Source organism: Paraburkholderia megapolitana (genome assembly GCF_007556815.1).
GTDB classification, from domain to species: domain Bacteria; phylum Pseudomonadota; class Gammaproteobacteria; order Burkholderiales; family Burkholderiaceae; genus Paraburkholderia; species Paraburkholderia megapolitana.
In genome coordinates this window covers 161828-176055 of sequence record NZ_CP041743.1, presented here as the reverse complement: position 1 = coordinate 176055, position 14228 = coordinate 161828, and the positions used below count along the sequence as shown (strand labels likewise).

Annotated in this window: 15 protein-coding genes and 1 pseudogene; 10 read left to right on the top strand and 6 right to left on the bottom strand. The window is 62.7% G+C overall.

Going from position 1 to position 14228, the window contains the following annotated elements:
- The first annotated feature begins 280 nt into the window (after positions 1 to 280).
- Positions 281 to 1249: a substrate-binding domain-containing protein gene (locus tag FNZ07_RS00735; RefSeq protein WP_170275645.1), complete on the top strand. Its 969-nt coding sequence runs from the start codon at positions 281 to 283 to the stop codon at positions 1247 to 1249.
- A 4-nt stretch (positions 1250 to 1253) separates the two neighbouring features.
- Here FNZ07_RS00735 and FNZ07_RS00730 read toward each other — a convergent pair whose 3' ends face one another.
- Positions 1254 to 2183 carry an alpha/beta hydrolase gene (locus FNZ07_RS00730; RefSeq protein ID WP_170275644.1) on the bottom strand — a complete coding sequence of 310 codons (930 nt, stop codon included), beginning with the start codon at positions 2181 to 2183 and terminating at the stop codon, positions 1254 to 1256.
- Positions 2184 to 2428: 245 nt separating this feature from the next.
- On the opposite strand from FNZ07_RS00730, the gene FNZ07_RS00725 reads away from it, so the two are divergent.
- From FNZ07_RS00725 to FNZ07_RS00715, 3 genes are read left to right on the top strand one after another with little or no spacing between them, the layout of a single operon-like run.
- Entirely contained in the window at positions 2429 to 2977 is a 549-nt protein-coding gene (locus tag FNZ07_RS00725; RefSeq protein WP_144269450.1) for an alpha/beta hydrolase, read from the top strand.
- Complete coding sequence (locus tag FNZ07_RS34245) at positions 2944 to 3333, top strand: alpha/beta hydrolase fold domain-containing protein (protein WP_144269449.1); 390 nt, start codon at positions 2944 to 2946, stop codon at positions 3331 to 3333. The genes FNZ07_RS00725 and FNZ07_RS34245 overlap by 34 nt, the downstream gene beginning before the upstream one ends.
- 36 nt (positions 3334 to 3369) lie before the next feature.
- Positions 3370 to 5202 carry a glycoside hydrolase family 15 protein gene (locus tag FNZ07_RS00715; protein ID WP_091007100.1) on the top strand — a complete coding sequence of 611 codons (1833 nt, stop codon included), beginning with the start codon at positions 3370 to 3372 and terminating at the stop codon, positions 5200 to 5202.
- Positions 5203 to 5348: 146 nt separating this feature from the next.
- Here FNZ07_RS00715 and FNZ07_RS34410 read toward each other — a convergent pair.
- Positions 5349 to 5659, bottom strand: a pseudogene (locus tag FNZ07_RS34410) (DUF4148 domain-containing protein).
- A gap of 341 nt (positions 5660 to 6000) precedes the next feature.
- Here FNZ07_RS34410 and FNZ07_RS00705 point away from each other — a divergent pair.
- From FNZ07_RS00705 to FNZ07_RS00685, 5 genes are all read left to right on the top strand, one after another.
- Positions 6001 to 6426: an OsmC family protein gene (locus FNZ07_RS00705; RefSeq protein ID WP_091007096.1), complete on the top strand. Its 426-nt coding sequence runs from the start codon at positions 6001 to 6003 to the stop codon at positions 6424 to 6426.
- Positions 6427 to 6542: 116 nt separating this feature from the next.
- Positions 6543 to 7388, top strand: coding sequence for an isocitrate lyase/PEP mutase family protein (locus FNZ07_RS00700; protein WP_091007094.1), 846 nt, complete (start codon positions 6543 to 6545; stop codon positions 7386 to 7388).
- Positions 7389 to 7499: 111 nt separating this feature from the next.
- The gene (locus FNZ07_RS00695) at positions 7500 to 8126 is read left to right on the top strand and encodes a TetR/AcrR family transcriptional regulator (RefSeq protein ID WP_091007092.1); all 627 of its coding nucleotides are present in this window, start codon (positions 7500 to 7502) and stop codon (positions 8124 to 8126) included.
- A gap of 31 nt (positions 8127 to 8157) precedes the next feature.
- Entirely contained in the window at positions 8158 to 9648 is a 1491-nt protein-coding gene (locus FNZ07_RS00690) for an MFS transporter (protein WP_091007090.1), read from the top strand.
- Positions 9649 to 10101: 453 nt separating this feature from the next.
- Positions 10102 to 10401 (top strand): YodC family protein, encoded by a 300-nt coding sequence (locus tag FNZ07_RS00685; protein WP_091007087.1) that lies wholly within the window; start codon positions 10102 to 10104, stop codon positions 10399 to 10401.
- On the opposite strand, the gene FNZ07_RS00680 is transcribed toward FNZ07_RS00685, so the two are convergent.
- Together FNZ07_RS00680 and FNZ07_RS00675 are read right to left on the bottom strand one after the other, a co-directional pair.
- Entirely contained in the window at positions 10364 to 10930 is a 567-nt protein-coding gene (locus FNZ07_RS00680) for a helix-turn-helix domain-containing protein (RefSeq protein WP_091007082.1), read from the bottom strand. The genes FNZ07_RS00685 and FNZ07_RS00680 overlap by 38 nt on opposite strands.
- A gap of 39 nt (positions 10931 to 10969) precedes the next feature.
- Positions 10970 to 11494, bottom strand: a complete 525-nt coding sequence (locus tag FNZ07_RS00675) for a lipocalin-like domain-containing protein (RefSeq protein ID WP_091007079.1) — start codon at positions 11492 to 11494, stop codon at positions 10970 to 10972.
- Positions 11495 to 11607: 113 nt separating this feature from the next.
- Here FNZ07_RS00675 and FNZ07_RS00670 point away from each other — a divergent pair, with 113 nt between their 5' ends.
- A complete protein-coding gene (locus FNZ07_RS00670) occupies positions 11608 to 12501 on the top strand; it encodes a LysR substrate-binding domain-containing protein (protein WP_091007076.1) in 894 nt (297 codons plus the stop codon).
- Between the two features lie 41 nt (positions 12502 to 12542).
- Here the strand turns inward: FNZ07_RS00670 and FNZ07_RS00665 are convergent, their stop codons facing one another.
- Together FNZ07_RS00665 and FNZ07_RS00660 are read right to left on the bottom strand one after the other, a co-directional pair.
- Positions 12543 to 13700 carry an epoxide hydrolase family protein gene (locus FNZ07_RS00665; RefSeq protein WP_091007075.1) on the bottom strand — a complete coding sequence of 386 codons (1158 nt, stop codon included), beginning with the start codon at positions 13698 to 13700 and terminating at the stop codon, positions 12543 to 12545.
- Between the two features lie 38 nt (positions 13701 to 13738).
- Positions 13739 to 14047, bottom strand: coding sequence for a superinfection immunity protein (locus FNZ07_RS00660; protein WP_091007073.1), 309 nt, complete (start codon positions 14045 to 14047; stop codon positions 13739 to 13741).
- Positions 14048 to 14228 lie beyond the last annotated feature (181 nt).

The window sequence follows — 14228 nt, the reverse complement described above, 5'->3', positions numbered from 1 at the left end:
TCTACGGGTTTGCCCTTGTGACGTAAATTCGTGCCGGTCTAGCGTCAATATGGGGGTGATTCGGTGTCATGTGCCGGATTGACGGCGCATCGAGACGTCATTTGGTCCGACAATACCGGGGTGCTATGATATCGGGACCATGACGTCGGGCAGGCAGGCCAGCAGCACGCCAGCTGTCTTATCCCCTCACCAGATTCGAAGCGATATCTCCTCTATGTCGAAACGCAAGTACGTTTTGGCCGCCCCTAAAGTCAGCGATGTGGCCCATCAACGGCCAACCATGGAAATGGTTGCCGAGCTGGCCGGCGTGTCGAAAATCACCGTGTCCCGCGCGCTGCGGGATAGCGCTCTGGTTCGTCCCGAGGTTCGCGAACGGATCGTCGAAGTTGCGCGTGAAATTGGCTACCGCCTCAATACGACGGCACGCAGTCTGCGCACACAGCGCACCCACACGATCGCGGTCGTGATCGAGAAGCTTGTCGACGGTGACCGGCCGGCCACCGACCCGATCCTGCTGCTGGTATTGGGTAGCCTGCTTGAATCATTGGCGGCGATCGACCACGTCATGCTGGTCACGACCAGCGACCTCTTTCTGGCATCGAACAACGTGTCCGCCGATGGCGTCATCATGCTGGGCCAGGGCGAGCGCGGCGGACGTGCCGCCGAAGTGGCCGCGTGCGGACTGCCTACCGTGATATGGGGGCATGCCGGCGACACGGGGCTCGCGGTGGTGGGCAGCGACAACCGGAAAGGGGGCGAACTGGCTGCGAGTCATCTGCTGGAGATCGGGCGCCAGCGCTTTGTCTTTCTGGGCAATCCAAAGCATCCAGAAGTGGCGAGCCGTCTCGATGGGGTCCGGGGCGTGCTCGCGGAGAGTTCGGCGATGCTCGTCAAGGCGTCTGCATGTGATTTTTCGCGTCCAGCGGGCCAGCGTGTGGTGGCGGATCTGCTCGACGACGGCGTGCAATTCGATGCGGTCATCGCGGCGAGCGACCAGATCGCTGCCGGCGCGTGTGACGCGTTGTCCGCGCGTGGAGTTGCGATCCCTGGCGATGTCGCGGTTGTCGGCTACGACGACAGCTCGATTGCCTTGAGCAATATTCCACCGCTTACTTCCATCCGGCAGGATTGGGCGCTTGCCGGACGCGCGCTCGTCGAAGTTGTGTTGAGCCTCATCAACAATCGCGAGTCCGAGGTGCCGGGGCCGCTGCCGGTCGAACTGGCCGTGCGAGCCTCGACGATCGGGTAGCGGGCTACTTCAGATGCGTGGCAAAAAAGCGCGCAAGCAGCTCAAACACCTCGCGCGACTCCGGTAACCCGGTATCGACGTGATGCGTGTGCCACAGGCCGTCGAATACAACCAGCTCCGCAGGCACGCCCGCCATATGCAACCGACGATGCATCGTGAACACCGAGCTCGCCGCAAAGTCGCGCGTACCGGTGACGAGCAGGCTCGGAGGAAAGTGTTCGAATACGGCCCGACGCTCGCCGGGAGTAACTAGCGGGTCGCCAGGATGCGTGCCTGCGAGGTAGGGCAGTACAGGGCGGGGCACAGAGACGCCCTGCGCCGCCATGCCGTTCAGCCAGGGGGCGACGGCCATTGAGTCACCGTCCAGATCCAGGCCGGCTCCATGCAGCATGGCCACCGCGCCGGGTAGGGGCGTGCCGTCCGCAATGAGTCGTGCGATGACCTGGGCGCTCAGCATCGCGCCGGCCGAACTACCGTAAAGGGCGATGCGGGTCGCAGGTCGATCCGCCAGAAGAGCTCGATAGCACGCGACAACATCATCCGTTGCGGCAGGAAACAGGTGCTCGGGCGCCAGTCGATAGTCCACTGCGATAACCGTGCAGCCGGATACGGCAGCGACGGGTATGGCTTCCACCAAAGCGCCATCGCCGCTGCCCCACATAAACGCGCCGCCATGCAGGCAGATCAGGCGATGCCCGTTATCGGGTTGCCCGAGAGGCGATACGACATCGACAGGCACACCGTTCAGCACCTGTCGTTCCACGCTGGTGGGGAAGAGCTGTTTTGCGAGTTCGACGCGAGCGTGATTGATCGTGTCGTAGTGCGCGCGAGTCGACTCAATGTCGCCCGGTGGCGCGACGATTCCGGCCACATTCGCTGCAAAGTGCGATTGCGCTTCCTGACTGACCCAGCTGGCTAGTGCCGGCGGTTGCATGCTTTTATCCTCGGGTATGGCGTATGACATCGATATCAATTCTCTCGCTGGATGTTCGATAAATTTGCGTGCAGGCATCAGACCATGCTTTGCCTAGTTTGACAATAGCGGGAAACAGGGAGTTTATCGACGCATCATTGCAACGGTGAGCCTTCAGTCTGGCCTTGACTTCTTAAAATGACATCGATACCATTTCGTGCAACATATCGATCGGGTTCACTTCTAAAAATGGACAAGGAGACGGAATGCCCCTAGATCCCGACCTGGCAGCGTTGCTCGATGCGACGCCGCCCGTACCGCTAACGCCAGAAGTCATACCCCAGGTTCGTGCCTGGATGCGTGCGCTGGGAGATACCTTTCCGCGTCCCGATGGCGTAGCGACGCAAGACTTTCACGCTGGGGACGTCCCGGTTCGTCTTTATCGCCCGGACAACGCGTTGAGCAACCGGCTGCTCGTCTTTATCCACGGTGGCGGCTGGTTTCAGGGCGACCTCGATACGCACGATGCGATGTGCGCGTGGATCTCGAAGAAATCGGGCTACCCGCTGCTGGCGGTCGGTTACCGGCTCGCGCCGGAGCATCGCTTCCCAGCTGGACTGGATGATTGCGACACGGCCTTTTCCTGGGCAGTAAGTCATGCGCGCGAGCTCGGATGCGACCCGGCGTCGATCGCACTGGGCGGAGAGAGCGCAGGAGCCAACCTGGCCGCGGCAGTGGTTTTGCGCCGCGCGGCGAGAAACGAGTCGCAGCCGCTGTTTCAATGCCTGATCTATCCCCCACCGACATGCGTCTGACTTCACCTTTGATACGTGAGGCGAAGTGGCCGGACATTACGCTCGAGAGCGCACAGTTCATGTGTGCCCAGTACGGCCTCGGAACCGCAGACATCGCTAATCCGGATGTTTCTCCCGTGCTGGCGGAATCACATCGGTCGCTCGCGCCCGCGATCGTACTGACAGCGGAATACGATTCCCTGCGCGACGATGGCGAAGCCTATGCGCTGAAGCTGGCGGCCGCGGGCGTCGAAACCCTGGTGCAACGATTGTCCGGTTTGCCTCACGGGTTCCTGTTCTTCAATCACGATATTCCGGCTATTTCCAACGCATTCAGTGTCGTCGGCAAGATATTGCGCCGTTACGCGGGACTGTGATCGTTCGCGCCTCCCGAGCTACAAACAAAAATTTTCATGGCTAACCTCATCGAAGACTACGCCCTCGTCGGCGACGGCCATACCGCAGCGCTGATCTCGCGCGACGGTTCGGTCGACTGGCTCTGCTGGCCTCGTTTCGACTCCGGCGCATGTTTTGCCGCGCTCGTCGGTACGCCCGAACACGGCCGCTGGCTACTCGCGCCGGCCGAAGATGCAAACGTGACAGCGACGACGCGACGCTACCGTGGCGACACGCTGATTCTCGAAACCGACTACGAAAGTGCCGACGGCGCGGTCACGGTGATCGACTTCATGCCGCCCGATAACGGATGGTCGGAGCTCGTGCGGATTGTCGTGGGCAGGCGCGGCGCGATGAAGATGCGCACGGAACTCGTATTGCGCTTCGACTACGGCTGCTCGATCCCGTGGGTGACACAGCTGTCGCGCGAGGCCGGCATGAAGGCGACTGCGGGTCCCGATACCGTGGTGTTGCGCACACCGGTGCTGCTGTCCGGCGAAAACCTGCGCGCGACAGTCGCGGAGTTCACGGTCCACGCGGATGAACGCGTGCCGTTCGCGCTCGCTTACTCCGCGTCGCATCTGCGTGTGCCGCCTGCGCGCGATCCGCTGTCGTTACTCGCGCTCACCGAGAACTACTGGCTCGAATGGTCGGCGCGCTGCCAGGTGCAGGGCCGCTACGCATCCGCGGTACGACGTTCGCTGATCACGTTGAAGGCGCTCACCTACGAACCGACCGGCGGGATCGTCGCCGCGCCGACCACGTCGCTGCCCGAACACATCGGCGGCACGCGCAACTGGGACTACCGCTATTGCTGGCTGCGCGACGCGACGATCACGCTGCTCGCGCTCATGCGCGGCGGCCACTACGACGAGGCGCGCGCGTGGCGCAGCTGGCTCGGTCGTGTCATGGCCGGCTCGCCCGAGCAGATCCAGATCATGTACGGCATAGCCGGCGAGCGCCGCTTGCCCGAGATCGAACTCGACTGGTTGCCTGGCTATGAGGAATCGAAGCCGGTGCGGGTCGGCAATGGAGCCGCGAACCAGCTGCAACTCGACGTGTTCGGCGAGGTGATGGGTGCGCTCCACGTTGCGCGCGTCGGCGGTCTGCAGGCCGACGACACGGTGTGGTCGGTTGAGTGCTCGCTACTCGCACACCTCGAAACGATCTGGCGCGAACCGGATGAGGGGATCTGGGAGACGCGCGGCGGGCGCCGGCATTTCACGTTCTCGAAGGTGATGGCGTGGGTCGCGTTCGACTGCGCGCTGAAATCCGCGGAGAAATTCGGCTTGCCTGGACCGCTCGAACGCTGGCGCGCGCTGCGCGACGGGATTCACGCGGATGTGTGCGAGAAGGGCTGGAGTCCGGCCAAGCAGGCGTTTACGCAGAGCTATGGCAGCGACGAACTCGACGCGAGCATCCTGATGTTGCCGATTGTCGGCTTTCTGCCGCCGTCGGACCCGCGCATCGCGAGCACCGTCGCGGCGGTCGAGCGCGAGCTGCTGCACGATGGCCTCGTGCTGCGCTACCGCACGACCGAATACGACGACGGGCTACCGCCTGGAGAAGGCACGTTCCTCGCGTGTAGCTTCTGGCTTGTCGACAATCTCGCGTTGCTCGGTCGCATCGACGATGCGCATCGGTTGTTCCGGCGCCTGCTGGCGCTGTCGAACGATCTCGGCTTGCTGGCGGAGGAATACGATCCGGTCGCGGGCCGGCTCGTCGGTAATTTTCCGCAGGCGTTTTCGCATGTGGCGCTCGTTCACACTGCGATGAACCTGATGCATCACGAGGACCAGATGGTCCGCGCGGCGGGGCACCCTGTGCAGGCCGAAACTGCCGCGGGGTGATTGCGGCGGGTTTATGTGCCGACGCCTTTACGCCGGCGCAGATGTGACGAGGGGATGCAACGTGTTCTGTTGCATCCCCTCGTTCATATGCATGTCGCTGGCTGCTGCTACAGGCGCGGCTTACTACCCGCGCTTATTGTCCACGCTCACTGGCCACGATACGTCGCAAAGATCCCTTGATCAGGCGCCGTACGCACGCCCCATTGCGACCGGCTCACCGCCACGCTGCCAACTGCCGCGTCCCTTGCGGCGCGACCGAGGCAACCGTCTGAACGTTCGCGGCGTTACGCGGATAGACCGGATCGGGCTGGCTCAGCAGACCTGCCTGTTGTGCCGATACGAGTTCGGCGCGAACCTGCGCGCGCGTGACCGTGCTGTCGGATTGCTGCGCGAACGACACAGCGGGCACTGCGAGCGCAGCGGCGACGAGAAGAGCTGCAGGAATAAACGATTTCATGGTGACCTCCGACGATCGATTGTTGATCAGACCGGGGCGAATGACGTTGCGCCGTTGCCAGATCTGTTGCGGCGAGTGTATTTGGTAAGGCAAGCCGCAAAAAGCGGAGATCCGGATATAGATTCTTGCGTGAATTGCATCAATGGCCGATTCGCCCGGCAGTGCCGCAGTCACAACGCTGCATTAAGAACGGCCTATGATGAAGTTCGGTCCACGCCCGCGCCCTGTTGTGCGCAGCGTCACGCGATCGATGCCGGTCCGCGCAATCAGGGCGTGGCCGCTGCGGCAGGCATCGAGACAACGCGTCGCCGTGCAGGCACGGTTCCTACTGGAGAAGCGAGATGAAGCGCAAGGCATCGGCGGTCTGGCAAGGCGGCCTGCAGGACGGCAAGGGAGCGATTTCCACCGACAGCGGCGTCCTCAAGGACACCCAGTATTCGTTTGCGACACGTTTCGAAAACGGCATCGGCACGAACCCCGAGGAACTGATCGCAGCGGCCCATGCAGGGTGCTTTTCGATGGCGCTGTCGGCGGAACTCGGCCAGGCCGGTATCAAGCCCGAGCGCATCGGCACGACCGCGACGCTCACGCTCGATAAAGTCGACGGCGGCTTTGCGATTACCGCGGTGCACCTCGACGTCGCGGTGAAGATTCCGGGTGGCGACCAGGCCGCGTTCGAGAAGGCGACCGCCAGTGCGAAGGCCAATTGCCCGGTATCGAAAGTACTGAAAGCGACCATTACGATGGACGCGAAACTCGAGACCTGACGCGGCGTTGTGCGTCGCAGGCGGGCAGGGTGCTCGCCTGTTTTCAGTGGCGGCGGTGTGCGCGAGAGCCGCGTGGTGCCGCCAGCGCAACCAACCCCCTCGATCACGGACTCCAGATGAAATCGCAGGCAGAAAAGGCGCAGGACTTCGCGGCCGCTCATCAGGCCGCGGGCGCATTCGTCATTCCGAACCCATGGGACATCGGCAGCGCGCGACTACTCGCGCTTGCCGGCTTCAAGGCGCTCGCAACCAGCAGCGCCGGCTACGCATTTTCACGCGGCTTGCCGGACAACGCGGTCGGCCGCGACCAGATGATGGTGCATCTGGCCGAGATCGTCGCGGCCACCGACTTGCCGGTCAGCGCGGATCTCGAGAACGGTTTCGGCGACCGCCCCGAAGATGCCGCCGAAACGATTCGTCGCGCGGCAGCCGCGGGCGTAGTGGGCGGATCGATCGAAGACTCGACCGGCCGTCCCGATGACCCGCTGTACGCGCACGATCTCGCGGTCGAGCGCGTGCGCGCGGCCGTCGAAGCGGCACGCAGTCTGCCGTTTCCGTTCACGCTGACGGCGCGCGCCGAAAACTATCTGGTCGGCCGACCCAATCTCGACGACACGATTCGCCGTTTGCACGCGTATCAGGAAGCCGGTGCCGACGTGCTGTACGCGCCGGGACTGAAGACGCGTGACGACATCGCGGCAGTCACGGCGGCACTCAAGCGGCCGGTCAACGTGCTGATGGGACTGCAAGGCGGCCTTTTCAGCGTGGACGAACTGGCAGCACTTGGCGTAAAGCGGGTCAGCGTGGGCGGCTCGCTAGCCCGTGCGGCGCTCGGCGCGTTCTTGCGCGCCGCACACGAGATACGCGACCACGGCACGTTCGGTTATTCGGCCGAAGCGGCGAATAACCAGCAGGTCAACGAGCTATTTGCGACCGCGGCGGGTACCTGGCCGGCGCCTTAGCGGCCTGACAGCGCGGCCTGACAGAACCCAACCAACGCGATGGCCTACTGATAGCAGGGTTGATCACCGTTTGGCTTGAATTCTTGAACAGGCAGTCATAAACTTCCGTCCATGAATCAAGCCACCACCCCGAAAAAGCCGTCCGACGTCTGCGTGCGCGGCCGTCCGCGCGAGTTCGATACGGACAGCGTGCTGACCGAAGCGAGTCACACGTTCTGGCGTCACGGCTATCACGCGACCTCGATCGACGATCTCTGCAAGGCTACCGGCGTGCTGCGCGGCAGCCTGTACGGTGTGTTCGGCGACAAGCGCGGCATCATGCTCGCCGCGCTCGATCACTACGCGGACGGTTCGATTGCGCGCCTGTGCGAGCGGCTCAATGCCAGCCTGCCGCCGGACGAAGCATTGCGCAACGCCTTGCTGCACCACACGCGGATTGCGTCTTCGCTGACGGGGCTGCGCAGCTGCTTCATCACCAATGCCACGCTGGAGATGCCGCTCGAAGATGCGGAGGTGCGCGAACGCATCGAATCGATCCAGCGACGCATCGCGACGCTACTCGCGGGGGCTGTGATCCGCGGCCAGGCGAGCGGTGTGTTCAATTCGCGGCTCGATGAAAAAGCGGTGGCCGATTTTCTGTTGTGCATGACCCAGGGGTTGCGCGTCCTCGGCAAAGTTAAAAGCGATGAGCGCGAGCTCGAAGCGATCGTGGACATTGCGATGCGCGCGCTCGTCTGAATTTTTTTCACTAATTCTTGAACGGATAGTCATGAATAGCGAATGCATCAAATCGGCGCCGAATGGTGTTGCCGTGCGCGGGACGGGTGGGCGACGCGCCGCGCCCGCCGAACTGAGCAAGGTCGCGCTCGGCGTGCTGTTCATCGGTGCGTTCCTCGCGCCGCTCGATTACTTCATCGTCAATCTCGCGCTGCCGGCAATTCACACCGGCCTCGGCGCCACCGATGCCCAGCTGCAACTGATCGTCTCCGCGTACGCGTCTGCGTATGCCGTGCTGCTGATCACCGGCGGCCGGCTTGGCGATATTTTCGGCCGGCGCAAGGTCTTTCTCGCCGGGATGGCCGGCTTCGTGATTTCGTCGGCGATGTGCGGCTTCGCGACGAGCGGCCACATGCTGGTGCTCGCACGCATCGTGCAGGGCATTGCGGCCGCGGTGATGGCGCCGCAGGTCCTGGCGACCATCCGCGCCGTCGTACCGGCACACCGGCAAACGAAGGTGATGAGCATCTACGGTTTCGTGTTCGGTCTGTCGTCGATCGTCGGGCAGCTTGGGGGCGGCGCGCTGATCACCTATCGGCCGTTCGGTCTCGACTGGCGGATCATTTTTCTGCTCAACGTGCCGGTCGGTATCCTGGCGTTCATCGGTACGTGGAAGTTCGTGCCCGAGAATCGTCCGGCCACGAAGACCGGTGTCGACCTGAAGGGCGTCGCGTTGCTGTCGCTGTTGCTGCTGCTGGTCATCTATCCGATGACGCATGGCCGTGAAGCCGGTTGGCCCGCTTGGACCTTCGTGATGTTCGCACTCGCGGTGCCGGCGTTCGCATGGTTCGTCGCGACGGAAAAGCGCGTCGAGCGAGCCGGCGGTCATCCGCTCGTCGATCTGCTGCTGTTCCGCAATCCGGCGTTTTCTCTGGGGCTCGTGCTCGCGTTCCTGTTCTATTGCAACAGCGCGTTCTTCCTGACCTATGGCATCTATCTGCAGACAGGTCTGCACTGGACACCGCTCGCCTCCGGCATCGCCATCATGCCGTTCGCGATCGGCTTCCTGATCGGACCGCTGACCTCGCCCGCGGTGGTGCGGCGTATCGGCAGTCATGTGCTGACGCTCGGCTTCACGATGCTGGCCAGCGGTTTCGCCGTGACAGGATGGGCCGCGACGCATGCCGAAACGCCCGACCTGTTGTTCTATGCTGGTCTGGTGTGCGCGGGTATCGGCCACGGCTTGCTGTTGCCGTCGATCGTGCGCATCGTGCTCACCGAAGTCGAGCCTGCCAAGGCCGGGCTCGCATCGGGTGTCGTGTCGTCGACGTTGCAGATCGGTTCGGCGTTCGGTACTGCGGCGATCAGCGGTGCGTTCTTCGGTGTGCTCGCCGGCCGCTCGACACCGGAAAGCTACGCGCATGCATTCCAGTCGAGCCTCGCGATCAACGCCGTGTTGATGGCGATCTGCATCGGGCTGAGTACGCTGCTCGTGCACCATCAGCGCATCGCGTTGCAACGGAGCGCGGCGGTTGCGGGGTGAATGACGCATAGGTCGCAGCGGCATTGCGGCGGAGCATTAAGGGTAAGTACCAAATAATGCTATTGATCTGAAAAAGCTGTTTGATCGGGATTTACACGATATTGGCATAAACGAGGAATATGATCGGCATGTTTTACGCTGGCGAGAGACGGTGAAAAGTAAATTGTGCCGCGCTCGAATCGAGGAACCAAGGCATTCTCCGACCAGCCGGTCAGCCTTTATGGGAAACGATTCCAGCGAAAGGATGCAAGACCCGGAGTGCGCCGTTTCAAACTTCCCGATCATGAAAACGATATTAATGAAAAGCGCTTGCCGGGCAGAAATATGGTTTGTTAATCTTCGGCAATCTTTAAAAATCCATGCCGGTCGAACGTCTTCGGCAAAGGTGATTTAAACGACCAGGCGCGCTTCGTATAACGCGCTTGACGCAACGCTCCAGTAACGGGGACTTCAATGCTTACCGCTGCTCCTGACGCATTCGACGCATCGCTCGCCTTCAAGGTGGGCGACGTCGTCACGCTCAAAACCGGCGGCCCGCGCATGACGGTGACCTACGCGGGTGCGGTCGCGCCTGCGCCGGGCGAATGGTTGATCTGCCAGTGGTTCGATGCGCACGGAGAATTGCGTCAGGAAATGTTCGAATGCGATCGCGTGCAGCTCGAACCGCGTTCGATTCCCGCTGCGGCTGCCAGGGTCGCGGCGGCGAGACATGGTGCTACAGGAGCCGAGGGCTACCTGTCCAGACTACGGTAGTTTCCGCGGCACTACCGTTCGCCCAGCAATGCACCTGGTTCGATCGGTAGTACGCTGCATCCCCGGCTCGCAGGACGAGGGTTTCGCTTTCCAGCGAAAGCGTCAGTTCGCCGGCGGTCACGAACAGGGATTCTTCTAACGCATGAGTGGTGACGGCGGGCTGTTGCGAGCCCGCCGGCATGCGCACGAGGATGCTCTGCAATTGCCCATGCGGTAGCGGCGCCGTCAGATGCGCGAACGAGCAGGCCGAACCCTCCAGCCCGAAGCATTGCCGCTGCTGCGAGCGCGATACGCAGATGTCCGCGGCATCGATGAAGTACTGCATCGGCATATCCAGCGCTTCGGCGATTTTCGCGAGCGATCTCACTGAGGGCGTCGTCAAGTCGCGTTCGACCTGGGACAGGAACGAGGTCGACATGCCCGCGGCCGTCGCGGTTTGCTCCAGCGTGTGATTGATGATTCTTCGACGCGTGCGAATCCGGGCGCCGAGGCCAGGCGCCAGCAGGGCAGGAGCGAGCGGTACATTCATAACGGTGGCGATGCATTGAGTGATTGGAGATGAAGCGCTTCAGTTCAGATGACGCCAGACGGAGATGGGAACATCGCCGTTGGCGCGCGCCGGAACGCGATAACTCAATTCGCCATCCTTCAATTCATAAATGCGGACCTGTTCGGTGCCTTCCCAGTTCGGATAAGAGGCCTTGTGGATATGAAAGGTCAGTGCCTTGCGCGATCGGTCGTCACTGAGCATGCCGAAATGCGAACTGAGGCCGAGCGCGGCGGCTCTGTACTCGTCGGGTGTCGCCGTGTCCCTGTCGCCGGACGCGAATGGCTTGCGTTCGCTGTTGAAGATCTGCAGCGAATAGTGCCCCTGCGCATCGATGAAGAGCATGCCTCTCGGCATCGGGCCGTAGTCGTGCGTGCGTGTACCGTCGGTATGCTGCACGTCGGCGCTGACTAGTGTCCAGGTGCCGACAAGGGGAAGATCGACCGTATTCATCTCCGCGTGGGCAGGGGCCGTCGCGAGCATGAGCGATGCCAGCGACACCATGGCAGCAGTGCAACCGATCCAGAAAAATGCGCGTTTATTCATGGTGAGGAATCCCGTAAATGATCTGAGCGTCATGCCACGCCCTGAAAATTACGGCAGGTGGACAAATAATAAAATACAATTATTCCGTTCATATACATCGGAATAACTGAACAATGGCCCATACCAATCTGGACATGGATGTCCTGCGGACTGTCGTCATCGCTCATCGGCTCGGTAGCTTCAACAAGGCCGCGGAATACATCGGGCGATCGCAATCGGCGGTGAGCCAGCAGATTCACAAGCTGGAGGAACAGGTCGGGGTGCCGCTGTTCGTCAAGCAGGGACGCGGGCTGGCGCTGACCGAAGCGGGCGACGTCATGCTGGCGTACGCGCGGCGCATGCTCGATCTGAACGATGAGGTCGTAGCGACGATCCGCGGGCGCGCCGTGGCCGGCCGCGTACGTTTTGGTTTGCCGCCGGACTTTGCGGAAGCCTGGCTACCGGCTGCGCTGGGGCGTTTCAAGAGGGCTCATCCGTCGGTGCTGATCGACGTCGTGGTGGACGCAAACCGGCGCCTGCTCGAGCGTCTCGACGAAGAGGAACTGGACCTTGTCCTGGCACTCGGCAACGATAGTCGCAAGGACGCCGAGGTCGTGGCTGCGTTGCCGTTTGTCTGGATCGGTCCTGCCGCGTCGACGCCGGTCTGGGAGCCCGGCGAGCCGATTCCGATTGTTGCCTTCGAGGCGCCCTGTTTCTTCCGCAAGCGTGCGCTCGATTCGCTGGACCAGGCGGGAATCGCGTGGCGCATCGCCTTTACCAGCCCGAGCCTGCACGGCTTATGGGCAGCCATCGAAGCCGGTCTGGGCGTGACCGTGCGCACGCCGCTGGGCTTGCCGGATCGATTGCGCGTGTGGAATGAGGCGAGCGGTTTACCGCCCATCGTGAGCGGGCCGCTCAGGGCCTGTCTGCATACGCGACACCGCACGCTGGAGCCGGCGCTGGCAAAGTTCAAGGCTGTGGTGCTGGAGACGATGGCCGAGCAACTGGGCGATGCGCTGGCGGCGTGACGCGACGCGACGCGACGTACCGAGCCGTTATCGATACAACGTTACCGCTGACGCAGCCCCCTGAAGAACCGTCGGATTTCCTCCGCGAGCAACGCCGGCTGCTCCAGCGCAGCGAAGTGACCGCCGCGCGGCATGTCGCTCCACTGCGCGATATCGAACACACGCCTGACCCAGGACTGTGGCGGCCGGCTGATCTCCTTCGGAAAACGCGCGAAGCCGAGTGGCGGCTTCACGCGCTCGCCGGCGGCGAAGCGCAGCGGCTGCAGACGGTTTTCCCAATAGAAGCGCATCGACGAACTGATCGTTTGCGTGTGCCAGTACAGCGACAGGTTGGTCAGCAGTTCGTCCTTCGAAAACACGCGCTCGATGTCGCCGTCGCAATCGCTCCATGAACGGAATTTCTCGACGATCCATGCGGCGAGACCGGTCGGCGAATCGTTGAGCGCATAGGCCGCGGTCTGCGGCTTCGTGGCGTGCACATGCGAGTAGCCGGCTTCGAGTGCGGCCCACGCGTTCTTTGCGTCGAGGAATGCGCGTTCGTCATCGGTGAGCGGCGGCGCGGATGCATCGAGCGACGGTTCGTACGATCCTGGCAGGTAGTTCAGATGCACACCGTCGACCTGCTGCGGATGCCGACGCGCAAGCTCCGCCGACACAAACGCACCGAAGTCGCCGCCCTGCGCGCCGAAGTGCGCATACCCGAGGCAGCGCATCAATTCGGCCCACATATCGGCGGTTTGCGCGGCTGCGACACCTGGCTCGGCAGGCCGCTCCGAAAAACCGAAACCCGGTAGCGACGGCACGACGACATCGAACGCATCGGCGGGGTCGCCCCCTGTCGATGCGGGATCGCACAACAGGTCGATCAACGGCAGGAACTCGATGAACGATCCGGGCCAGCCGTGCGTGAGGATGAGCGGGTACGGCTGCGGACCATTGCCGCGCCGGTGCACATAGTGAATGCGCAGCCCGTTGATGCGCGCGGTGAACTGCGGCTGCTGGTTCAAGCGTTGCTCGGCGGCGCGCCAGTCGAAGGTGGTTGCCCAGTAGTGAACCAGTTCGCGTAGCCACGCGATATCGGTGCCGAGCGCCCACGCATCGCCCGCATACTGGTCCGGCCAGCGCGTGTGACGCAGGCGCTGGGCGAGTGCATCGAGTTCGGAATCGGGAATCGAAATCTGGAACGGCGTGGCTTGCATCGGTGGGTCTCCGCGGTCGCATGCGTGTTCTTGGACATTCATTTCGGCGGCCGTGAGCGCGACACCCGCGTCTGCACATGATCGAGCAACGACTTCGAAAACGCGCGCATGCTCACGACGCGCCGCGTCTTCACGATATCGCCCGCTAGATTGACCGGCGGATTCGGCTGCCACGCCCAGTAGAGCGCGAGCAGCCAGCCTAGCACGGTCCATCCGACGCATGCGTTGAAGAGCGCAATCGTCAGCACGTCGTGGCGCTGCCGCCGGTCGGCGAGGATCGACGGCAGGAAGTACAGCGCGAGTGCGCAGACTGCCAGGACGATCTGAACGATGAGGGTACTGCCCATGTACGCGCTCCGGCGGGTGGTTCGATAGCAAGATTGTCGCGCGATTGGGCGGCGATTGTCGAATCGCTGTCGGTGGGTTTCGTTCCGCTTTCGCGCTGCGATGCGTGCGCTATACCGACGTTCGATGCGGCGGGTTAGCGCTCCGTTATGCACAGCGGTGCGCCGTGGTGTCTTTAACGCG

Coding starts and splice junctions, on each gene's coding strand:
- FNZ07_RS00735 (WP_170275645.1), top strand. CDS start 281: ATGGAAATGGTTGCCGAGCTGGCCGGCGTGTCGAAAATCACCGTGTCC.
- FNZ07_RS00730 (WP_170275644.1), bottom strand. CDS start 2,183: ATGCAACCGCCGGCACTAGCCAGCTGGGTCAGTCAGGAAGCGCAATCG.
- FNZ07_RS00725 (WP_144269450.1), top strand. CDS start 2,429: ATGCCCCTAGATCCCGACCTGGCAGCGTTGCTCGATGCGACGCCGCCC.
- FNZ07_RS34245 (WP_144269449.1), top strand. CDS start 2,944: ATGCCTGATCTATCCCCCACCGACATGCGTCTGACTTCACCTTTGATA.
- FNZ07_RS00715 (WP_091007100.1), top strand. CDS start 3,370: ATGGCTAACCTCATCGAAGACTACGCCCTCGTCGGCGACGGCCATACC.
- FNZ07_RS00705 (WP_091007096.1), top strand. CDS start 6,001: ATGAAGCGCAAGGCATCGGCGGTCTGGCAAGGCGGCCTGCAGGACGGC.
- FNZ07_RS00700 (WP_091007094.1), top strand. CDS start 6,543: ATGAAATCGCAGGCAGAAAAGGCGCAGGACTTCGCGGCCGCTCATCAG.
- FNZ07_RS00695 (WP_091007092.1), top strand. CDS start 7,500: ATGAATCAAGCCACCACCCCGAAAAAGCCGTCCGACGTCTGCGTGCGC.
- FNZ07_RS00690 (WP_091007090.1), top strand. CDS start 8,158: ATGAATAGCGAATGCATCAAATCGGCGCCGAATGGTGTTGCCGTGCGC.
- FNZ07_RS00685 (WP_091007087.1), top strand. CDS start 10,102: ATGCTTACCGCTGCTCCTGACGCATTCGACGCATCGCTCGCCTTCAAG.
- FNZ07_RS00680 (WP_091007082.1), bottom strand. CDS start 10,930: ATGAATGTACCGCTCGCTCCTGCCCTGCTGGCGCCTGGCCTCGGCGCC.
- FNZ07_RS00675 (WP_091007079.1), bottom strand. CDS start 11,494: ATGAATAAACGCGCATTTTTCTGGATCGGTTGCACTGCTGCCATGGTG.
- FNZ07_RS00670 (WP_091007076.1), top strand. CDS start 11,608: ATGGCCCATACCAATCTGGACATGGATGTCCTGCGGACTGTCGTCATC.
- FNZ07_RS00665 (WP_091007075.1), bottom strand. CDS start 13,700: ATGCAAGCCACGCCGTTCCAGATTTCGATTCCCGATTCCGAACTCGAT.
- FNZ07_RS00660 (WP_091007073.1), bottom strand. CDS start 14,047: ATGGGCAGTACCCTCATCGTTCAGATCGTCCTGGCAGTCTGCGCACTC.